At 73.4% G+C, this 20783-nt stretch carries 22 protein-coding genes; 8 read left to right on the forward strand and 14 right to left on the reverse strand.

Annotated elements, in window-relative coordinates:
• Positions 1-114 precede the first annotated feature (114 nt).
• Positions 115-777, reverse strand: a complete 663-nt coding sequence (locus tag EAO77_RS06085; RefSeq protein ID WP_147987054.1) for a hypothetical protein — start codon at positions 775-777, stop codon at positions 115-117.
• 334 nt (positions 778-1111) lie between these two features.
• Between EAO77_RS06085 and EAO77_RS06090 the strand changes: the two genes are divergently transcribed.
• On the forward strand, positions 1112-1474 hold the full coding sequence (locus EAO77_RS06090; RefSeq protein WP_147987055.1) for a DsrE family protein: 363 nt from the start codon (positions 1112-1114) through the stop codon (positions 1472-1474).
• A 73-nt stretch (positions 1475-1547) separates the two neighbouring features.
• On the opposite strand, the gene EAO77_RS06095 is transcribed toward EAO77_RS06090, so the two are convergent.
• The 9 genes from EAO77_RS06095 to EAO77_RS06130 all read right to left on the reverse strand — a co-directional run bounded on the left by EAO77_RS06095 (position 1548) and on the right by EAO77_RS06130 (position 7568).
• A complete protein-coding gene (locus EAO77_RS06095) occupies positions 1548-1811 on the reverse strand; it encodes a DUF3099 domain-containing protein (RefSeq protein ID WP_147987056.1) in 264 nt (87 codons plus the stop codon).
• 111 nt (positions 1812-1922) lie between these two features.
• Positions 1923-2216, reverse strand: coding sequence for a DUF1416 domain-containing protein (locus tag EAO77_RS06100; RefSeq protein ID WP_147987057.1), 294 nt, complete (start codon positions 2214-2216; stop codon positions 1923-1925).
• Between the two features lie 5 nt (positions 2217-2221).
• Positions 2222-2509, reverse strand: a complete 288-nt coding sequence (locus tag EAO77_RS06105; RefSeq protein ID WP_010985465.1) for a DUF1416 domain-containing protein — start codon at positions 2507-2509, stop codon at positions 2222-2224.
• A 32-nt stretch (positions 2510-2541) separates the two neighbouring features.
• Positions 2542-3381 (reverse strand): sulfurtransferase, encoded by an 840-nt coding sequence (locus tag EAO77_RS06110; RefSeq protein WP_147987058.1) that lies wholly within the window; start codon positions 3379-3381, stop codon positions 2542-2544.
• A gap of 145 nt (positions 3382-3526) precedes the next feature.
• Complete coding sequence (locus EAO77_RS41250) at positions 3527-3610, reverse strand: putative leader peptide (protein ID WP_355648638.1); 84 nt, start codon at positions 3608-3610, stop codon at positions 3527-3529.
• A gap of 237 nt (positions 3611-3847) precedes the next feature.
• Positions 3848-4597, reverse strand: a complete 750-nt coding sequence (locus EAO77_RS06115) for a DUF2993 domain-containing protein (RefSeq protein ID WP_187283131.1) — start codon at positions 4595-4597, stop codon at positions 3848-3850.
• A gap of 220 nt (positions 4598-4817) precedes the next feature.
• Positions 4818-6413: a hypothetical protein gene (locus EAO77_RS06120; protein ID WP_147987059.1), complete on the reverse strand. Its 1596-nt coding sequence runs from the start codon at positions 6411-6413 to the stop codon at positions 4818-4820.
• Between the two features lie 10 nt (positions 6414-6423).
• Positions 6424-6678: a MoaD/ThiS family protein gene (locus EAO77_RS06125; protein WP_147987060.1), complete on the reverse strand. Its 255-nt coding sequence runs from the start codon at positions 6676-6678 to the stop codon at positions 6424-6426.
• Positions 6679-6722: 44 nt separating this feature from the next.
• Complete coding sequence (locus EAO77_RS06130) at positions 6723-7568, reverse strand: alpha/beta hydrolase (RefSeq protein WP_147987061.1); 846 nt, start codon at positions 7566-7568, stop codon at positions 6723-6725.
• Positions 7569-7832: 264 nt separating this feature from the next.
• Here EAO77_RS06130 and EAO77_RS06135 point away from each other — a divergent pair, with 264 nt between their 5' ends.
• Together EAO77_RS06135 and EAO77_RS06140 are read left to right on the forward strand one after the other, a co-directional pair.
• A complete protein-coding gene (locus EAO77_RS06135) occupies positions 7833-8612 on the forward strand; it encodes a response regulator transcription factor (RefSeq protein ID WP_147987062.1) in 780 nt (259 codons plus the stop codon).
• 23 nt (positions 8613-8635) lie between these two features.
• Complete coding sequence (locus EAO77_RS06140; protein WP_147987063.1) at positions 8636-9664, forward strand: LacI family DNA-binding transcriptional regulator; 1029 nt, start codon at positions 8636-8638, stop codon at positions 9662-9664.
• Positions 9665-9883: 219 nt separating this feature from the next.
• Here EAO77_RS06140 and EAO77_RS06145 read toward each other — a convergent pair whose 3' ends face one another.
• Complete coding sequence (locus EAO77_RS06145; protein WP_147987064.1) at positions 9884-11098, reverse strand: peptidase inhibitor family I36 protein; 1215 nt, start codon at positions 11096-11098, stop codon at positions 9884-9886.
• A 271-nt stretch (positions 11099-11369) separates the two neighbouring features.
• On the opposite strand from EAO77_RS06145, the gene EAO77_RS06150 reads away from it, so the two are divergent.
• From EAO77_RS06150 to EAO77_RS06165, 4 genes are all read left to right on the forward strand, one after another.
• Positions 11370-12476: a S1C family serine protease gene (locus tag EAO77_RS06150; RefSeq protein ID WP_147987065.1), complete on the forward strand. Its 1107-nt coding sequence runs from the start codon at positions 11370-11372 to the stop codon at positions 12474-12476.
• Positions 12477-12496: 20 nt separating this feature from the next.
• On the forward strand, positions 12497-13210 hold the full coding sequence (locus tag EAO77_RS06155; RefSeq protein ID WP_147987066.1) for a response regulator transcription factor: 714 nt from the start codon (positions 12497-12499) through the stop codon (positions 13208-13210).
• On the forward strand, positions 13207-14667 hold the full coding sequence (locus EAO77_RS06160; protein WP_147987067.1) for a sensor histidine kinase: 1461 nt from the start codon (positions 13207-13209) through the stop codon (positions 14665-14667). Before EAO77_RS06155 ends, EAO77_RS06160 begins: the two co-directional genes overlap by 4 nt.
• A 145-nt stretch (positions 14668-14812) precedes the next feature.
• Entirely contained in the window at positions 14813-16432 is a 1620-nt protein-coding gene (locus EAO77_RS06165; protein ID WP_410088279.1) for an ATP-binding cassette domain-containing protein, read from the forward strand.
• Positions 16433-16471: 39 nt separating this feature from the next.
• Here EAO77_RS06165 and EAO77_RS06170 read toward each other — a convergent pair whose 3' ends face one another.
• Together EAO77_RS06170 and EAO77_RS06175 are read right to left on the reverse strand one after the other, a co-directional pair.
• Entirely contained in the window at positions 16472-17344 is an 873-nt protein-coding gene (locus EAO77_RS06170) for a phosphatidylinositol-specific phospholipase C (protein WP_147987069.1), read from the reverse strand.
• A 113-nt stretch (positions 17345-17457) separates the two neighbouring features.
• On the reverse strand, positions 17458-19278 hold the full coding sequence (locus tag EAO77_RS06175) for a bifunctional metallophosphatase/5'-nucleotidase (protein WP_147987070.1): 1821 nt from the start codon (positions 19276-19278) through the stop codon (positions 17458-17460).
• A 251-nt stretch (positions 19279-19529) separates the two neighbouring features.
• Between EAO77_RS06175 and mshD the strand changes: the two genes are divergently transcribed.
• Positions 19530-20453, forward strand: a complete 924-nt coding sequence (mshD, locus tag EAO77_RS06180; protein ID WP_147987071.1) for a mycothiol synthase — start codon at positions 19530-19532, stop codon at positions 20451-20453.
• Between the two features lie 145 nt (positions 20454-20598).
• Here the strand turns inward: mshD and EAO77_RS06185 are convergent.
• Positions 20599-20783: GNAT family N-acetyltransferase (locus tag EAO77_RS06185; protein WP_147988980.1), on the reverse strand; the 185-nt coding region annotated here is incomplete at its 5' end.

Here is a 20783-nt window from a genome sequence, read left to right on the forward strand (position 1 = left end):
TCCCCCCGTCGGCCGGCGGTGCCTGCGCATCCCCGGGCAGCGGCGGCGCGTCCGGAGCGGGCGCTGCCGGCGGGTCCGGCACCACGGGCCGTCCGGTGGGTTCCGTCCGCTCGCTCACAGGCGCTCCAACTGACGCTTCGCGAGCGACTTCAGGTCCTTCTCGTTCACCGGACCGGAGTTGTTCGCGTACTCGATGATCATCACGATGTCGCCGCGCCAGGCCACCGCCCGCCCCTCGTAGAGCGGCTCGTAACCCGGCTCGCGCTTCGGCTCGTCGAAGACCCAGGTGCGGCCGTTGGCGCTGTCGTCCATGGGCTCGCCCTCGTTGCCCGCCCACTCGTCGTCGCCGAGGTACGCCTGCTGTCCCTCGCCGAACCGTTCGGCGCGGACCTCGCGGATCTCCTGGAACTGGACCAGACGGATGTCGACGTAGACCTCGTCCCGCTGGGACCAGCTCACGGTCGCGGACCGGCGGAAGTCGCTCTCCGACAGACTGTGGAACATCCACTCCTCGTCGTCGAACCACGTGGCGTAGGAGAAGAGGTCCTCCCAGTCGGCCTTCGCCTCGTACTTCGCGCCCTTGGGCTTCGGCAGCAGCAGCTCGCGCAGGTCGCCGTCGGTCTTGACCCAGCGGTTGACGTTCAGGGAGCGCGACGTGGTGCCCGGCTTCGCCGGGACCGGCTTCGGGGTCCGCAGGTCGGGCTGCGAGAGCGCGGGCAGCGCCGTGGGCTCGCGGTGGTACTGGACGGCGTAGCCGGTGACCGTGCCGCCCAGCACCCCGAGGGCCGCCGCGGCGGCGATCAGCGCGGCGGTGCGRCCGCGGCGGCGGGGCCGGMGGCCMGGCGCGGCAGCGTCCGGGGCCGGGGGCGCGACGGCCCCGGCGTCCGGTCCGGGTGCCGCGGGCGCGGCGGCTGCACCGTCCGGGCCATGCGCCGGGTCCGGTGCCGGCGCGGGTGGTGCGTCAGGGGCCGGAGGCAGCGATGCCCCGGTGACCTGCGATTCCAAGGAGTCCCCCCACGAGACATGAAGCGCGGATTCCGTATCCGCGTGCTGCACACCAGACGGCCGACGCGCAGCGGAGGTTGTACCCCGGCGCATTACAGTTCGGCATATGGCGAAGAAGCTCGTGATCAAGGTGACCGCCGGGGCCGACGCCCCCGAACGCTGCTCCCAGGCCTTCACCGTGGCGGCCGTCGCCGTGGCCAGCGGTGTGGAGGTGTCCCTCTGGCTGACCGGTGAGTCCTCGTGGTTCGCGCTCCCCGGCCGGGCGGCGGAGTTCGAACTGCCCCACGCCGCGCCGCTTCCCGAGCTGCTCGACTCGGTCCTCGCGGGTGGCACGATCACGCTGTGCACGCAGTGCGCGAAGCGCAGGGAGATCACCGAGAAGGACGTGCTGGAGGGCGTGCGGATCGCGGGCGCCCAGGTGTTCGTCAGCGAGGCGGTCCAGGACGGCGTGCAGGCGCTCGTCTACTGACGCGGCCCGCTACGGACGCGGCCTGCAAGGGCGGGGGCCGGCTACGGACGCGGCCCGCTGAGGGCGGGGCCCGCTAAGGGCGGGGCCGGCGCTTCCCGTCGAGCTCGTCCCACCACTCGTCGGACGTCGGATCGCCGCTGGGGTCGTCCCACCAGCGGTCGTCCGGGCCCCGCCGGTTCGCGACGATCGCCGCGACCGGCGGGATGACCATGGCCACGACGCACATGCCGACGGCCGCCGGGACCGACCACAGCCGTACGACGGCCCAGGCGGAGACGAACAGGGCGAGGCATCCGCCCATCATCCACAGGTACGCGCGGCGCCTACGGGCGAGCATGTCTCAAGCCTACGACCGGCTCCGGCCCCCGGGCATGACCGAAGGGCCGCACCTCGATTCCCGGTAGCGTCCAACCCCCAGGAGGTGCGGCCCTTCGGCCGGTCACGATGTTCAGACGGCGATCGCGACCTCGGCGAGGCCGCCCGTCTGGGCGACGACCGTGCGGTCCGCCGTGGCGCCCGGGACGAGGGCACGCACGGTCCAGGTGCCCTCGGCCGCGTAGAAACGGAACTGCCCGGTGGCCGAGGTCGGGACCTCGGCGGTGAACTCACCGGTCGAGTCCAGGAGTCGGACGTAACCGACGACGGGCTCGCCGTCCTTGGTCACCTGGCCCTGGATGGTGGTCTCACCGGGCTTGATCGTCGAGGCGTCGGGGCCGCGAGGTGCGGCCCTTCGGCCGGTCACGATGTTCAGACGGCGATCGCGACCTCGGCGAGGCCGCCCGTCTGGGCGACGACCGTGCGGTCCGCCGTGGCGCCCGGGACGAGGGCACGCACGGTCCAGGTGCCCTCGGCCGCGTAGAAACGGAACTGCCCGGTGGCCGAGGTCGGGACCTCGGCGGTGAACTCACCGGTCGAGTCCAGGAGTCGGACGTAACCGACGACGGGCTCGCCGTCCTTGGTCACCTGGCCCTGGATGGTGGTCTCACCGGGCTTGATCGTCGAGGCGTCGGGGCCGCCGGCCTTCGCTCCACACATGCTGCTCTCCAGAAAGGTCGGGGGGGAGGGGGTTACTTGTTGGCGCCGAGCTCGATCGGCACGCCGACGAGGGAGCCGTACTCGGTCCACGAACCGTCGTAGTTCTTGACGTTCTCCTGGCCGAGCAGCTCGTGCAGCACGAACCAGGTCAGCGCGGAGCGCTCACCGATGCGGCAGTAGGCGATGGTGTCCTTCGACAGGTCGACCTGCTCGTCCTCGTAGAGGGCCTTGAGCTCCTCGTCCGACTTGAACGTGCCGTCGTCGTTGGCGTTCTTCGACCACGGGATGTTGCGGGCGCTGGGCACGTGGCCCGGGCGCTGCGACTGCTCCTGCGGCAGGTGCGCGGGGGCGAGCAGCTTGCCGCTGAACTCGTCGGGCGAGCGCACGTCGACCAGGTTCTGCGAACCGATCGCGGCGACGACGTCGTCGCGGAAGGCGCGGATGGAGGCGTCCTGCGGCTTGGCCTTGTACTCGGTGGTCTCACGGACCGGCACCTCGGCGACCAGGTCGCGGGAGTCGAGCTCCCACTTCTTGCGGCCGCCGTCGAGGAGGCGGACGTCGCCGTGGCCGTAGAGCTTGAAGTACCAGAAGGCGTAGGAGGCGAACCAGTTGTTGTTGCCGCCGTAGAGGACGACGGTCGAGTCGTTCGCGATGCCCTTCGCCGAGAGGAGCTTCTCGAAGCCCTCCTGGTCGATGAAGTCACGGCGGACCGGGTCCTGGAGGTCCTTGGTCCAGTCGATCCGGATCGCGTTGGTGATGTGGTTCTTGTCGTAGGCCGAGGTGTCCTCGTCGACCTCGACGATGACGACCTTCGGGTCGTCGAGGTGGGCCTCGACCCAGTCGGCGTCTACCAGGACGTCGCTGCGGCTCATGCTTCTTCTCCTCCGGGGCAGTGTGCGGCGGTGGTGCGCGAGGGGTGGTGCGCAGGGGATGTGCGGGTACGCGAGGAGCGCGTCGGCCGGCACGGGGCGGCCCCGACAGAGGTCGAAGGGCCTGAGGGATACGGGAGGAACCCGCTCAGACAGTGCGACAGAGCATGGCGGCGACGCGGCACAGGTCTACTGCCCGCCGCTTCGTGAGATCCGCCTGTCGCTGCTTCATGGGTCCGATCGTAGGGACGAGACGGGCGAGATGTCACCGGCGTGTCGCATGATGAGACGCGATCATCCACTATCCGATACGAAAAGGGGGACGGATCACCCTTCCGCCGCGTCGGCGGAGGGATCCGTCCCCCGTTCTTCTGCCCACCGGACACAGCCGTCTCACCATGCGGCCACACCCCGTTCCCCGGGCCCGCCCGCCGGCCCCGGAGGGCCGGCGGGCACCCGCGCGGCGGCGTCAGCCCGTCAGCGCGACGTCCTTGCCCGTGCCCGTGAAGCGCAGCCCCGCGTCCGTCACCTCGACCGTGTCGAGCGTGATGCTCGACGGCAGTCCGTCGATCTTCAGGTCGTAGTCGACCGCCTTGCGCAGCCGGTCGTCGAAGCCCGGCACGGGCAGCTTCGGCAGCGTCTCGGCCTTCAGCCGGACCGTGGTGCCCTCCTGGAGGGACACCGTGCTGTACGTGGAGACCTGCCGGTCGCCGATCAGCGCCTTCACCGTGCCCGGCACCTCGATGCCGGCGCCCTCCAGCACCTCGACCAGCGGGCCGGTCACCTTCACCTGGCCCTTGGCGGCACGCTCGGGGCCCGCGTAGGCGACGGTGGCGCCCTTGGGAGCGGCGGCGGTCAGATCCGTGTACGAGATGCGGGCCGAGCCGTCGGCGGTGCCGGCGGTCGCGGAGGAGAAGCTGCTGTCTATCCGCACGTCCCGCAGGTCCGCCCTGACCTCGGTGACGTTGACCTGGCGGCCGCCCGCGGTCGCGGTGATGCCGCCGAGGCTGACGTCCACCTCGTCGAGCTCCTTGCCGATCACCTGGGTGAGGAAGGGGAAGCCGTGGATGGAGACCTCGGGCGTCGAGTCCAGGCCCTGGCTGCTCCTGATCTTGTCGGCCGCCTCCGACTCGGCGAAGCCGACCGCCAGCCGGTCGGCGGCGACGAAGAGACCGCCCAGGATCACGCCGATGATCAGAAGTATCCGCAGTGCACGCATTGCTCGGTGTCCCCCACCCTTTTCCGTGGCCCCCGGTCGCCCACGGGCGAGAATCAGTCCGGACGACGCCATCTGCTCAATGATCGACGCCCGGGAACCCTTGTTGGTTCCTGCGCGCCTTCCCGCCGTGCGCCGCCCGGATGCCTGCCGGCGGCGGGTGCGGCCCTCCCGCACCCGCCGGCGCCCGGTCCTCGAACGCCCCGGCCGGGGCCGCGCGGCCTCAGACCAGCGCGCGGCCGACGAGGTAGAGGGCGGGCACGGCGGCGGTCAGGGGCAGCGCCACACCCGCCGTCATGTGCACGAAGCGGGACGGGTAGTCGTAGCTGGCCACCCGCAGCCCGATCAGCGCGCAGCCTCCGGCGGCCAGTCCGAGCAGCGCGCCCTTCGTCCCCAGGTCGGTGAGCCCGCCCGCGGCGATGCCGGCACCGGCACCGGCGGCCAGCGCCACCACGACCGACACGGCGCCCGGCAGCGGCAGCGCACGGGCGACCGTGGCCGCGGCGACCGCGATGCCGCCGACGACGACCGCGTCCGGGGCGGCGGCGAGACACCCCGCCGCGAGGATCGCGAGGGCCGCCGAGACGATCGTCGCCATCAGGCCCTGGAGCCGTTCGTCGGCACCCGCGTGGCTGCGCAGCTGGAGGACGAGGGCGAGCAGCACCCACACGCCGAGCGAGCCGATGATCGCGGCCGGGCCGTGCCCCTCGCCCGCCGCGAGCAGCGCCGCGTCGGCGGCGAGTCCGCCGGCGAACGCGAGGGCGATCCCCTGGCGGGCGGGCCACATGCCGTTGAGGCGGAACCAGCCGGCCGCGGTCACCGCCTGCAGCAGCACCAGGGGCACCAGCAGGGCGTACGGGCCGAGGGCGGCGCCGCCGGCGAGCAGCAGGCCCAGCACGGCGGTGAGTCCCGCGGGCTGCACGCCCGGCGGGATGATCGGCGAGCGCCCCTCGGCGCGGGCGCGCTGGGCGTCGGTGATCCGGCTGTTGCCGGACGTCGTGGGGGTGCCGTAGCCGTCGGTGGCGGGCGCCGGGGCGGCCGCCGTCGTCCCGGTCTCCGGCGGCAGCGCGCCGGCGGACGGGGCCGCCGACGCGGCGGTGGGCGCGAGGGCGGGCTGGTACTGCGTGTCCCAGGTCTCGCCCTGCCAGGTCTGCGCGGCACCCGGCTCCTGGGAGGCCGCCGGGTCCCGGTACCCCTGCGGGTACGCCGCCGCGCCCGCCCCCGAGGAGGGAGCGCCGCCGCCGGGCGCGTACGCCCCGCCGGCCCGGGGTGCGTACGACCCGGCGGCTTCCGGCGGGTACGGGTCGCCTGTCCGGGGTGCGTACGACCCGGCGGCTTCCGGCGCGTGCGGGCCCCCGGCCCGGGCCGGGTACGCCCCCGCGCCGCCCTGGCCCGGGTACCGCTGGGGGTGGGCCGCGTCCTGGGCGGACGGGTCGCCGGACGGCGCGTACGCCCCGTCGCCCCCGCTCGCGTACGCCCCCGCGTACGGGTCGTGCGCCTGGGCGCCCGCCGCGTACGGGTCGCCGCCCGGGGCCGGGTACGGAGCACCGTCCGCGGCCGCCCAGCCGCCGGACCGGTCCGCGTACGGCCCGGCGGCGCCGGCCGGGTACGGGTGGTGCCCGTACCCCTCGGGGCCGGGTCCGTCCTGCGGGGGCTGCGGGTAGGGCGACGCCTGGCCCGGGCCGTACGGTCCGGGGGCGGCGGCCTGCTGCGCCTGCCCGTGGGATCCGTACGCGCCGTACGGATCCTGCGTCCCGTACGGCTCCTGGGGCTCGTAGCCGCTCGGGGGGCGGTTCGGATACTGCTGATCGCTGCTCATGCTGTGGGGTTCACCCTCCTGCGAACGGCGGGAGCACCTCGACCGTGCCGCCCTCGGCAAGCGTCACGGTCTCATGTCCGCGCGTCCCCACGGGGTCCCCGTCGACCAGGAACGAACACCGCAGGAGCACACGGGTCAGTTCCCCGGGATGGCGTTCGCGCACCGCGGCGAGCGCCTCGGCCAGCGTCGTGGCCGCGTACGGCTCCTCCGCCGTCCCCGCCGCGGCCTTGGCCGCGGCCCAGTAGCGGATGGTCCCCGCTGCCATGCCGGCACTCCTCTCGTCGGTGTCGCGCCGGCCTCCATGATGGGTCATTCCGTCAGCAGCCATTCCGCGAGCCGCGTCAGCAGCGCCTCGTCGGCGGCGTTCTCCGCGTGGCCCATGCCGGGCTCCAGCCACAGCTCGGCGCCGCCGTTCGCCGCGGCCGCCAGCATCCTGGGATGGTCGAGCGGGAAGTACGGGTCCCGGTCGCCGTGGACGATCAGCAGCGGCGTGGGCGCGATCAGCGGGACGGACTCCACGGGCGACAGCGGCACCGGATCCCAGTCCTCGGTGTGGATCCTGGTCCGGAAGCCGAACCGGCCCACCAGCCGGCCGGCGGGGCGGGTCACCACCCAGTGCAGGCGGCGCATCGGGGCCGTACCGCGGTAGTACCAACGGGCGGGCGCACTCACGGCGGCGACGGCATCCGTGTGCGCCCCCACGCGCCCTGTGCGCCCCTCGTGCTCCCGCGCGCTCGCCGCCGTATACGTCGCGGCATGGCGCAGGACGACGGAGCCGCCCATGGAGAAGCCGACCGTCACGACCCGCGGGTATCCGAGGGAACGCGCCCACGCCACGGCGGCGGCCAGATCGAGCACCTCCCGGTCACCCACGGTGGACCGTCCGCCCGAACGGCCGTGACCGCGGAAAGAGAAGGTCACGACGCCCGCGCGCCGGGCGAGGACCCGTGCCGCGCGGCGGACCGCGGGCCGGTCGACGGACCCGGTGAAACCGTGTGCCACGACGACCGCCGTCGTCGCGGAACCGGCCGCGCACGGGTCGTGGACGGCCTCGATCGGGACCCCGTCGGCGGTGAGCAATGTTGCGCGCCGGGAGCCGGAAGAGATCCTGGACACGTCCACAGTGTGAAATCGGCCCTCTTCGGCAGAACTCATGTGGGCTATTGTGCTGGGCAGAGGATCCGGGCGAAGCAGCCCCCGGGTCCTTTTGTGTTTTCCCGCCGTTGTTACGGCGAGGTGAACACAAACTCACACAGGCTCTCGGGCGCGAGAGAGCCGCCGTACGAAGCAGTGCCGCAGGCGTCCTCGCAGGGACCGAGGAGGAACCGACGTCATGGACGAGCGAACCGCACACCGACCCGACCACCGAAGCCGATCCGCACACGACGACCGCAAGGCGATCCGGGCAGGTGGGACGCGATGAGCTCTCTGCTGCTCCTGACCAACGCCCTCCAGCCCTCGACGGAGGTGCTGCCGGCCCTCGGGCTGCTGCTGCACAACGTCCGCGTGGCGCCCGCCGAGGGCCCCGCCCTCGTCGACACCCCCGGCGCCGACGTCATCCTCGTCGACGGCCGCCGCGACCTCCCGCAGGTGCGGTCGCTGTGCCAGCTGCTCCGCTCGACCGGACCCGGCTGTCCGCTGATCCTCGTGGTCACCGAGGGCGGCCTGGCCGCCGTCACCGCCGACTGGGGCATCGACGACGTCCTCCTCGACACCGCGGGACCGGCCGAGGTCGAGGCGCGGCTGCGTCTCGCGATGGGCCGCCAGCAGATCACCTCGGACGACTCCCCCATGGAGATCCGCAACGGCGATCTCTCGGTGGACGAGGCGACCTACAGCGCCAAGCTGAAGGGCCGGGTCCTGGACCTGACCTTCAAGGAGTTCGAGCTGCTGAAGTACCTCGCCCAGCACCCGGGCCGGGTCTTCACCCGCGCGCAGCTGCTCCAGGAGGTCTGGGGCTACGACTACTTCGGCGGCACGCGCACGGTCGACGTCCACGTACGGCGTCTGCGCGCCAAGCTCGGCCCCGAGCACGAGTCGCTCATCGGCACCGTGCGCAATGTGGGCTACCGCTTCGTCGCCCCCGAGAAGGTCGAGCGGGCCGCCGAGGAGGCCAAGGCGAAGGCCGCGGCCGCCGTCACCCACACGGAGGACGGACCTGTGATCGAGGAAGCAGTCGTACGCCCTGCCCAGAGGTAGGTCACCCCGCGTAGACTTCGCGCGTGGCCAAGGTGACGCGGGACGATGTGGCGCGACTGGCGGGTACTTCGACCGCCGTCGTCAGCTATGTCATCAACAACGGACCCCGGCCGGTCGCCCCGGCCACGCGCGAGCGGGTACTCGCCGCGATCAAGGAACTGGGATACCGGCCCGACCGGGTAGCCCAGGCCATGGCCTCGCGGCGGACCGACCTCATAGGCATGATCGTGCCGGACGCCCGGCAGCCGTTCTTCGCGGAAATGGCGCATGCCGTCGAACAGGCGGCCGCCGAGCGCGGGAAAATGGTGCTCGTCGGAAATTCGGACTACCGCGACGAGCGGGAGGTCCACTACCTGCGGGCCTTTCTCGGCATGCGCGTCTCCGGCCTGATCCTGGTCAGCCAGGGGCCCAGCGAGCGTGCGGCCGCCGAGATCGAGGCGTGGGACGCGCGGGTCGTGCTGCTGCACGAGCGCCCCGAGGCGATCGACGACGTCGCCGTCGTCACCGACGACGTCGGGGGCGCGCAGCTCGCCACCCGGCACCTGCTGGAGCACGGCCACGAGTACGTCGCCTGCCTGGGCGGTGTGGAGAGCACCCCGGCCGTCGGCGACCCGGTCGCCGACCACGTCGAGGGCTGGCGCCGCGCCATGCAGGAATCCGGGCGCTCCACGGAGGGGCGCCTTTTCCAGGCCCCGTACAACCGCTACGACGCGTACCAGGTCGCCCTGAAGCTGCTCGCCGGCCCCGACCGGCCGCCGGCGATCTTCTGCTCCACCGACGACCAGGCCTTCGGTGTGCTGCGCGCCGCACGGGAACTGCGGATCGACGTCCCGGGCGAGCTCGCGGTCGCCGGCTTCGACGACGTCAAGGAAGCCGCGCTGACCGACCCGCCGCTGACCACGATCTCCTCGGACCGCCCGGCGATGGCCCGTGCGGCCGTGGACCTGGTGCTCGACGACGGCCTGCGGGTGGCCGGCTCGCGCCGCGAGCGGGTCAAGCAGTTCCCGTCCGGTCTGGTGATCCGCCGCTCCTGCGGGTGCGGCGGGGCGTAGGGGCGCGCCGCCGGGGCCGGGGCGCTCCCGGGGCCGGCCGGCGCCCGGTCCGATGCACGCGGTGCGCGGCCCGCCCTCCGGCGGTCATGAGACGTTCCGCCTCACCGCTCCGGACGGGCTGACCGGGCCGGCACCTGCACGGCGCCCCCGCCCCCTGGCGGACGTGAGAGGGCCCGGCGCGCGGAGGACCACCTCCGCGCGCCGGGCCCTCGCCGTCGGTCACCAGGCGCCGTTGAGGCCCCACCAGTCGCCGTCGAGCTCCTCCGATGCGCGGAACGGCGTGGCGCCGCCCGTGCCCCGGTAGCCGAGCAGCCAGCCGGGGTGGCCGCCCCGGTACCGCTCGTCGGTCACCGTCAGCACGTCGTTCAGGGTGCCGCCGTTGTACGAGCCGACGGCGACGAGGTTCTCCATGACCTGCCAGCCGCCGCCCACCAGCGTGCGGGCGCCGAAGCCGCCGCGGCCGTTGCCCGGGTAGAGCCAGAGCCTGCCGGAGGTGTCACGGGCGAGCAGGTCGGGCCGCTTGTCGCTGCCCAGGTCACCGGGCCCGAGCAGGGCGTTCATGACCTGCCAGCCACCGCCGACCGCCTTGCGGGCGCCGAACGCCCGCCCGTTGCCCGGGTACATCCACAGCGTGCCCGCCGCGTCACGGGCGAGGAGATCCCCCTTGCCGTCGCCGGTCAGGTCGCCGGCGGCAGCGATCTGGCGCATGCCCTGCCAGCCGCCGCCCACCAGGGTGCGGGTGCCGAAGCCGCCGCGGCCGGTGCCGGGGTAGAGCCACAGCTGACCGGCCTTGTCGCGGGCGAGCAGGTCCTCGTCGCCGTCGCCGGTGAGGTCACCGTGGCGGGTCATGGCGGTCATGCCGTTCCAGCCGCTGCCGACGAGCCGGCCGGTGTTGTCGCCGGGCAGCCGCCACAGCCGCCCGGCCGTGTCGCGCACGAGGACGTCCGGGACCAGGTCGTGATCGAGGTCGCCGAAGCCCGCGGGCGCCGCCGCGAGGTCGACCCACCAGCGCGGGTAGGCGTTCAGCCAGCACTCACGAGCGGTCCTCACGAACCTGATGGAGCTGATCCTGCGGTCCATGAAGGGCGTGTGGCCGTACTCGCCCGCGGAGGCGTTCGGCTCCTCCCGCAGGAAGTCGGCGCCCTCGGCGGACAGGTCGTAGTTCGGCTCGCTGTAGGCGCAGGCGTAGTTCCCGGCGCGGTTCACCAGCGAGCGGATCCGGTTGTCCCAGGAGCCCAGGGTCGCCAGGTCCTTGTTCGTCGTGAACATCTCCCCGTCGCCCGAGGTGCCGGTGAAGCCGCAGAAGTACCCCTTCGGGCAGCGTTCCGCGCCGCTCGCGGCCTGTGCGGTCGGAGCGGGCAGTGTCGCCGTCAGCAGGCCGGCCGTCACGAGCCCGGTCAGCGCGATGAGAGCCCGTCTGATCCCCTTGTGCAATGCGGTGTCCTTTTCCTGACGCCCTCCGGGCGTATGGGTGCACCAGGGAGACCGACGACCGCCCGCGAGGGTTGTGCCGCCCGGACGCGGTTCCGCCCCCGTCCGCCCCCGTCCGCCGTCGGCCCGCCCGGCCGTCCCGCGGCCGCGCGCACGCTGCGCCGTCGCCGGCACGCGCTCCGCCCGGCGTCCTTATATCGGGCATACAGGCTTCTGCCGGGCTTCTCAGCACCGTCTCAGACCGCTCTCATGTACCCCGGCGAGAGTCGTTGCCATGAGCGACCACTACCGCCGCGACGGCCACGAAGAGACCGGATTCCCGCAGCAGCCGTACGACGCGCCCCCGGCCGCGCCTCTCACCCGGGCGGACGGCGGCTACCCGCCGCCCCCGCCGCACCGGCCCGCCGGCCCGGTCACCGTGTGGCCCGGCGGCGGCGGTCCCGGCTTCGAGCCGCCCGCTCACCACCTCACGCCCGCCGCACCGGCGCCCGGACCCGGGCCGGCCCCCCGGTCCCGGCGCAGGGCCAAGGGCCCCGCCGCGCTGATCGCCGCCGTGGCGATCGCCGCGGCCGCCGTCGGCGGCGGGGCGTCCGCGCTCGTCGGCCATCTGGCGGGCGACGACACGGCGCGCGCCTCCGGAGGCGTGAGCGGGACGACCGTGTCCCGGAGCAGCGCGGGCACCGTCGCGGGCGTGGCCCAGGCGGTGTCGCCGAGCATCGTGGAGATCAGTGCCGCGTCGAGCTCCGGGCAGTCCACCGGTTCCGGCGTCATCATCACCGCGGACGGCGAGATCGTCACCAACAACCATGTGATCTCGGGCGCCGACACGGTGAAGGTGCAGCTCAGCGACGGGACGACCTACACCGCGGACGTCGTCGGCACGGACCCCGACAAGGACCTCGCCCTGATCGAGCTGCGGGACGCCTCCGGCCTGAAGGCCGCGACCCTCGGCGACTCGGGTGCCGTCGGCGTCGGCGACCAGGTCGTCGCCATCGGCTCGCCCGAAGGGCTCACCGGCACGGTCACCAGCGGCATCGTCTCCGCCCTCGACCGCGACGTGACCGTCGCCAAGGACGAGGAGCCGCAGCAGGACCCGCGCCAGAACTGGCCGTTCGAGTTCGGCGGGCAGCAGTTCAACGGCGACACCGGCGAATCGAAGACCACCTACAAGGCGATCCAGACCGACGCCTCCCTCAACCCGGGCAACTCCGGCGGCGCGCTGATCGACATGAACGGCAGGATCATCGGCATCAACTCGGCCATGTACTCCCCCAGTTCCGCCACCGGTTCGACCGCGGGCAGCGTGGGGCTCGGCTTCGCCATCCCGATCGACACCGTCAAGGCCGACCTGGACACCCTCCGCTCCGGCGGGGACGCCTGATCGCGTGCGAGGCTGGGCCCATGACTGAAGGCGAGCGCATCCTCATCGTCGACGACGAGCCTGCCGTGCGTGAGGCACTCCGGCGCTCGCTCGCGTTCGAGGGGTACGGCACGGAGGTCGCCGTCGACGGTCTCGACGCGCTGGCCCGGGCCGAGGCGTACCGCCCCGAACTGATCGTGCTCGACATCCAGATGCCGCGGATGGACGGGCTGACCGCCGCCCGGCGGCTGCGAGCGGCGGGCTCCCGGGTGCCGATCCTGATGCTCACGGCACGCGACACGGTCGGCGACCGCGTCACCGGACTCGACGCGGGCGCCGACGACTACCTGGTCAAGCCCTTCGAGCTGGACGAGCTCTTCGCCCGCATCCGGGCCCTGCTGCGGCGCAGCTCCTACACCGCCGCGGTGGCGGCGGCCGACGACGAGGACGTGCTGGCCTTCGCCGACCTGCGCATGAACCTGTCGACCCGCGAGGTCACCCGCGGCAGCCGCCGGGTGGAGCTGACCCGCACCGAGTTCACCCTCCTGGAGCTGTTCCTGGCGCACCCGCGCCAGGTGCTGACCCGTGAGCAGATCCTCAAGGCCGTCTGGGGATTCGACTTCGAGCCCAGCTCCAACTCCCTGGACGTGTACGTGATGTACCTGCGGCGCAAGACGGAGGCCGGCGGCGAGCCGCGCCTCGTGCAGACGGTGCGCGGTGTCGGCTACGCCCTGCGGCCGGGCGGCACCGAGTGATCCGACGGCTGCGCGCGCTGCCGCTGCGCTCCCGCCTCGCCCTGCTGGTGGCGACGGCGGTGGCGGTGGCCGTGGCCGTCGTCTCGACGGTCTGCTGGGTCGTGGTGCGCGGCAAGCTGTACGACGAGGTGGACGCCAAGCTGCGCAGCACCCGGCAGAGCATCGACCTGCGGGCCGTGGACGTGGCGGCGACCCTGCGGGGCTGCCCGCCGTCCGCCACGTCGGAGGACGAGTTCGGCCGGCCGAAGGACTACTACTTCCAGCTGATCCGCTCCGACGGCGAGCAGCCCTGCGTGTTCGCCGCCGTCTCCGCCGGGACCGTGGAGGTGACCGAGGGGGACCGGTCGGTCGCCCGGGAGGCCGACCGCCTGGTCCGGCCGGGCGAGGCGGACACCGGCACGTTCCGCGACGGCACGGACACGGAGGGCCGGTCCGTGCGGGTGCTGACCGTCCCCGCCGCGGCGGACGGCGCGGTGTTCAAGGACACCGCGCTGATGATCGGCGTGCCCCTGCGGGAGACCGAGCGCACCCTGAACGACCTGGCCCTGCTGCTGCTCCTGGTCTCCGGCATCGGAGTGATCGGAGCGGGCGCGACCGGCCTGTGGGTGGCGCGCACGGGGCTGGCACCGGTCGACCGGCTGACGGGCGCGGTCGAGCACGTGGCCCGCACCGAGGACCTGAGCGTGCGCATCCCGGTCGAGGGCGACGACGAGATCGCCCGGCTGTCGCGCTCGTTCAACGCGATGACCGCCGCGCTCGCCTCGTCGCGCGATCTCCAGCAGCAGCTCATCGCGGACGCCGGGCACGAACTGCGCACCCCGCTCACCTCCTTGCGCACCAACGTCGAGCTGCTGGCCAGGAGCGAGGAGACCGGCCGGGCGATCCCGCCGGACGACCGCAGGGCCCTGCTGGCGTCGGTGAAGGCGCAGATGACGGAGCTGGCCGCGCTCATCGGCGACCTCCAGGAACTGTCCCGGCCGGACGGTGCGGCGCACGGTCGCACGGTGCAGGTCGTGGCTCTGCACGAGATCCTGGACGGCGCGCTGGAGCGGGCCAGGCTGCGCGGCCCCGAGCTGACCTTCACCGCCGACGTCCACCCCTGGTACGTCCGGGGCGAACAGGCGCCGCTGGAGCGGGCACTGGTCAACGTGCTCGACAACGCGGTGAAGTTCTCGCCGCCCGGCGGGCGCGTGGAGGTGGAGCTGCGGGACGGCGCCCTGTCCGTGCGCGACCACGGGCCCGGGATCGGCGCCGAGGAACTGCCGCACGTCTTCGAACGGTTCTGGCGGTCGCCTTCGGCGCGCTCGCTGCCCGGCTCGGGGCTCGGTCTGTCGATCGTGGCCCGGACCGTCCAGCAGGCGGGCGGCGAGGTGACGCTCGCCCCGGCGGACGGCGGCGGCACCCGCGCGGTGATCCGCCTGCCGGGCGCGCCCACCCCGCCGCCGGCGTCGCCCTGACCTGCCCCTGCCATCCTGCACCGCCCTTCGCGAGACGTTACGTCTTGCGAAGGGCGGAGTCATGCGCTACCTTCTTTTCGAGACGACACGTCTCGTCTCGATAATCTCGTCTCGATCATCTGCCCCCGACGGAAGAAGCCGCCCCTTGTTCCCAGCCGCCACCGCCACCACCGCCCGCTCCCAGCTGACCCTGACCGGCGTCGGCAAGCGCTACGACGACCTGGTCGTGCTCGACCAGGTCACCTTCGCCCTGCGTCCCGGCGAGAAGGCCGGCGTGATCGGCGACAACGGCTCCGGCAAGTCCACGCTGCTGCGCCTGCTCGCCGGGGCCGAACAGCCGGACACCGGCACGGTCACCGTCGTCGCCCCCGGCGGCACCGGACACCTCCCCCAGACCCTCGGCCTGCCGGGATCGGCCCGCGTCGGCGACGCGATCGACCTCGCGCTGGCACCGCTGCGCCGGCTGGAGGGACGCATCCGGGCCGCCGAGGCGGCGCTGCACCGCACCGGCGAGGCCGGTGCGCAGGAGTACGCCCGGCTGCTGGCCGAGTTCGAGGTGCGCGGCGGCCCTGACGCCGACCGCCGCGTCGCCCGCACCCTGCACCGGCTCGGCGACCGCTCGCCGCTCGACCGCGACCGTGCACTCGGCACCCTCTCCGGGGGCCGCCGGGCCCGGCTGGCGCTCGCCGCGACCCTCGCGGCCGCTCCCGAACTGCTGCTGCTCGACGAGCCGACCAACGATCTCGACGACGAGGCGGTGGCCTGGCTGGAGGAGCACCTGCTGGCCCACCCCGGCACGGTCGTCGCCGTCACCCACGACCGCGCCTTCCTCGACCGGGTGACCACCACCGTGCTGGAGGTCGACCCGGAACGGCGGACGGTCCGCCGCCACGGCAACGGCTACCAGGGCTTCCTCACCGCCAGGGCGGCGGACCGGGCGCGCCGGCAACGGGAGTACGAGGAGTGGCGCGCCGAGTTCGCCCGGCAGTCGAGGCTCGCGGACACCGGCATCGCCCGCCTGTCGGCGGTCCCGCGCAAGGGGCCGCGCGGCTTCAGCGGGGCGGGCGCCTTCCGCGCCCGGTCACGGGCGCACGGCGCGATGGGCCGCATCCGCAACGCCCGCGAGAGGGTGCTGCGCCTCACCGACGATCCGGTGCGCCCCCCGGCGGAGCCCCTGCGCTTCACGGGATCCGTCGAGGGCGGCGCGAAGGGTCCGGTGCTCCTGTCGGACGTGCGGGTGCCCGGCCGGCTGGCGCTGGACGCGCTGGAGATCCCGGCCGGCGGCCGGCTGCTGGTCACCGGTCCCAACGGCGCCGGGAAGACGACCCTGCTCGGCGTGCTGGCGGGTGAGCTCGTCCCCGCCTCGGGAGGCGTCACCCGCCCCCGGCGGGTGGGCCACCTGCGCCAGGGCGCCGACCCGGTGACCCACGGACGCACGGCCGCCGAGGTGCACGGCGAGGAGACGGCCGCCCGGATCGCGGCCACCGGGCTGCTGCGGGAGACCGACCTCCTGCGGCCGGTGCGGGCGCTCTCCACCGGGCAGCGGCGCAGGCTGGAGCTGGCCCTGCTGCTGTCCCGCCCGGTGGACCTGCTGCTGCTCGACGAGCCCACCAACCACCTCTCCCCCGGCCTGGTGGAGGAGGTGGAGGCGGCACTCGCCGCCTACGCGGGCACGCTGGTCGTCGTCACCCACGACCGTCTTCTGCGGTCCCGTTTCACCGGGGCGCGGCTCCGCCTGCCGGCCCCCGGAGCGACGCCGCGGTGACCGGCCCGGGGCGCGGCGCCCCGGGCCGGGTTGCCGGGGTCAGCCGTTGTGGCGGATGAGGGACTCGACGAGCCCGGCGCGGGTGTTGGGAAAGTCCATGGGGACGATCCCGAGCCCGCGCCAGCCGCTCGCCTCCGCCCCGTCGACGAAGGCGTGGACGCGCGGGTTGAGGTTGTCCGAGTTCCAGCGCGGCGGCAGATACGCCGACGTGGACACGTAGTTGACGTAGAGCCTGCCGGGCTGCTGCGCCGCCTTGCGGAAGTGCGCCTGGATCTTGGAGAACTTGGGGTCGGGCAGGGCGTTCCAGTCGTCCTGGATGTCGAAGTGGGCGCCGTCGGCGTACCGGACACCGGGCAGTCCGCCGTTGTCCCCGAGGAGCACCACCCGGCCACGGGCCTCGCCGAGTGCGGGGATGCCGTCGCCGATGCGGAACAGCGGGCGCCAGCCGCGGTTGTCCAGGTAGTCGTCGAAGACCGCCCGGAAGGTGGCGTCGCTCTCGCCGGAGTACTCCTGCTTGACCCTCATCAGCACGGTCTCGGAGGGCTGCGCGGCGAGGAAGTCGCGGCAGGCGACGAGGACGTCGCCGAACATCATGTTCTGGTAGGACGGCCCGTGGTGGATCGCGAACGACCCGCCGGTGACCCGGCAGCGGACGTCGAGGAAGCGGATCCCGCTCTCCAGCTGCTGGGCGATGGTGGTGTTCTGGCACTCCGACCACGGTCCGCCGAAGCGGGCGCCGGAGTCGTGGGTGCCGGGAATGGTCAGTCGCTGCAAGGGCGTCGAGTCGGTGGCACCGGCCATCCAGTCCCTGGTGGACAGGGTGCGGCGGGGTGCTGCGGCGGCGTGGGGGGTGCCGATGAGGGCGGCGGCCGGGACGGCGGCCAAGCCCGCGAGGAATCTCCGTCGGTCCATGGCGCGGAGTATGACGCGTCCGCGTCAACCGCACCAGGACGCGGGCACCCCCCGCCGGACGCGGAAGAGGCGGCGGGCACGTGGCCCGCCGCCCCTCGCCGTACGTACCGCACCTACCGGATGACGGTGATCCGGTCCGTGGCCGGCGGCGCGATCGGCGCCGCGGCCGAGGAGTTGGCGGCCAGGTAGGCGTTGAAGACGTCCAGGTCGGAGGCGCCCACCAGCTTGTTGGTGTGCTCCTTCAGCACCGAGAAGCCGTCACCGCCGCCCGCGAGGAACTCGTTCATCGCGACCCGGTAGGTCCTCGCCGGGTCGATCGCCTCGCCGTTCAGCTTCACCGAGTCCACGACGATCCGGGCGGCGCCCGTCCTCGTCAGGTCCAGGGTGTACGTGAGGCCCTTCGACACCTGGAGGATCTTCGGCGACGCCTCGTTGGAACCGCTCACCTGCTGCTGGAGCGTGGTGATCAGCTGGGCGCCGGTGAGGTCCACGACGTTCATCATGTTGGTGAACGGCTGCACCGTGAAGGCCTCGCCGTAGGTCACCACACCGTCGCCCTCGCCGCCCGACGCCTTGAAGACCAGGTCGGAGCGGATGCCGCCCGGGTTCATCAGCGCCAGCTGCGCGCCGCCCTTGTCCGCCGGCTGGAGCCCGGCGAGCTGCGCGTCCGCGATCAGGTTGCCCAGCGGCTTCTCCGGCTCGGCGGAGCCACGGCCCGCGATGTCGGCCGAGATCCACCCCTGCGGACGGCTCGCGATCGGCGCCGCCAGCTTGTTCCAGCGCGCGATCAGGTCCGTCATGTCCTGCGCCTTGGGCTGGTCACGGCGGACGATGTGGTTCGCCGAGGTCACCGCCGTACGGACGATGTCGCCCGTGCGCCGGTCGTAGGTGAGCGTGGTGTCCGTGTACAGCTTCCCGAACGACGAGGCCGAGGTGACCATGCGGGGCTTGCCCGCCGGGTCCGGGATCGTGCACACGTACGCCTGGTGGGTGTGGCCGGTCACCAGCGCGTCGACCTTGGGCGTGATGCCCTTGGCGATCTCCGCGATCGGACCCGAGATGCCGTCGCCGGGACCGGGCGAGTCGCAGTCGTAGTTGTACGCGGTGGACGCCGGCGAACCGCCCTCGTGGATCAGCGCCACGATCGACTTCACGCCCTTGCGGTCCAGCTCGCGGGCGTACCGGTTGACGGTGTCGACCTCGTCGTGGAACTTCAGGCCCTTGATGCCGTTGGCACTGACGATGTCCGGCGTGCCCTCCAGCGTGACGCCGATGAAGCCGATCTTCACGCCGTTCTTCCGCCAGACCGTGTACGGCTCGAGGATCGGCTTGCCGGTCTTCTCCTTGGTGACGTTGGCCGCCAGGTAGGGGAAGTCGGCGCCCTCGAACTCGGTGCCCTCCTCGAAGCAGCCCTCCACCGGGTGGCAGCCGCCGTTCTGGAGCCGTGCCAGCTCCACGGCACCCTCGTCGAACTCGTGGTTGCCCACGCCCGCGACGTCGAGGTTCAGCTTGTTGAGCGCCTCGATGGTCGGCTCGTCGTGGAACAGGCCCGAGAGCAGCGGGCTCGCGCCGACCAGGTCACCCGCCGCGGCAGTGACGGAGTACGGGTTGCCGGCGCGCGCGGTGCGCAGCGAGGTCGCCAGGTACTCGACACCGCCGGCCGGGACCGACGCGACCGTGCCGTCGGGCCGGATCTCGGAGACCGTGCCGGACGAACCGGCCGGCGGCTCCAGGTTGCCGTGCAGGTCGTTGAAGGAGAGCAGCTGCACATCGACGGTGCGCGGCTTGTGGTGGTGACCGCCGTGCCGGTCGCCGGACGCGGCGCCGGCCGGCATCGCGGCGACGAGCGCACCGACGGTGGCGAGGCCCGCGGCGGCGGCGAGCACACGCCGGGTGCGCCGGGTCGCGCGGTTGTTCTGGGATCTCGCTGACATCTGTCCCCTTGTCAGTTACAGCGTGGGGGTGGGACGCAGGGCCGTTCGTCGACAGCCCGCAGGGCCGCAGCCTAGAGTCAACGCGCGTAGCGCGACAGGGGGGCGCGGGTTACGACCTGGTTGCCATCGCCCGCCATCGTGCGCCATCGTGCGAAAGGGTGACGTACCGCCCACCCGGGCACCGGCGCCGCGTCCGGTCGCCGCGCCACGCGCCGTGCCGCCACGGCCCGCACCCGCCGTACCGTGGACCCATGACGATCGACGCAGTGATTCCGGAGCCCGGCCGGCAGATCCACTCCCTCGACGAACTGAGCCCCGAACAGGCCGACGCCGTGTCCGCCATGCTGGCCGAGGCCGCCCGGTCCGACGGGATGCAGGCCGTCTCCGAGCAGGGCCGGCTGCAACTGCGCGGAGCACGCCGGGAGGGCGTACGGCACTTCCTGCTCACCGTGGAGGGCCTGCTCGTCGGTTACGCCCAACTGGAGGACACCGACCCGGTCGAGGCCCCCGCGGCCGAACTCGTCGTCCACCCCTCCCACCGCGGACGGGGCCACGGGCGGGCGCTCGGCACCACGCTGCTGGACGCCTCGGGCAAGCGCCTGCGGATGTGGGCCCACGGCGGAAAGCCGGCCGCCCGTCACATGGCACAGGTCCTCGGTCTGACCCTGTTCCGTGAACTGCGCCAGCTGCGCCGCCCCTTGGGCCCCGACTCGGTGGCCCCGCAGGACTACCCGCCCGGCGTCACCGTCCGCACCTTCGTGCCCGGCGAGGACGACGCCGAGTGGCTCGCGGTGAACGCCGCCGCCTTCGCCCACCACCCCGAGCAGGGCTCGCTCACCCAGCGCGACCTGGACGACCGCATGGCCGAGCCCTGGTTCGACCCCCAGGGCTTCTTCCTGGCGATCCGGGACGGCCGGATCATCGGCTTCCACTGGACCAAGGTGCACGCCGAGGAGCAGCTGGGCGAGGTCTACGTCGTGGGCATCCGCCCGGACGCCCAGGGCGGCGGCCTCGGCAAGGCCCTGACCGCCACCGGCCTGCGCCACCTGGCCGCCCAGGGCCTGCCGACGGCCATGCTCTACGTCGACGCCGACAACCCGGCCGCCCTGCGCGTCTACGGGCAACTCGGCTTCGTCACCCACGAGGTGGACCTGATGTACCGCACCGAGTCCTGAAACCTGGGGCGCAGGTCCCGCCCGCCCCGCGGAGCTTTCGCCACACGCCCCGTGGCCGTGCGTCCGATCGGGGCGGATCGGGCCGCGTGGCCCCGGGGCGTGTGGCGAAAGCTCCGCGGGGCGGGCGGGACCTGCGCCCCAGGTTTCAGGACTCGGTGCGGTACATCAGGTCCACCTCGTGGGTGACGAAGCCGAGTTGCCCGTAGACGCGCAGGGCGGCCGGGTTGTCGGCGTCGACGTAGAGCATGGCCGTCGGCAGGCCCTGGGCGGCCAGGTGGCGCAGGCCGGTGGCGGTCAGGGCCTTGCCGAGGCCGCCGCCCTGGGCGTCCG

It is taken from the genome of Streptomyces sp. T39 (assembly GCF_008042045.1).
In the GTDB taxonomy this organism is placed as follows: Bacteria; Actinomycetota; Actinomycetes; order Streptomycetales; family Streptomycetaceae; genus Streptomyces.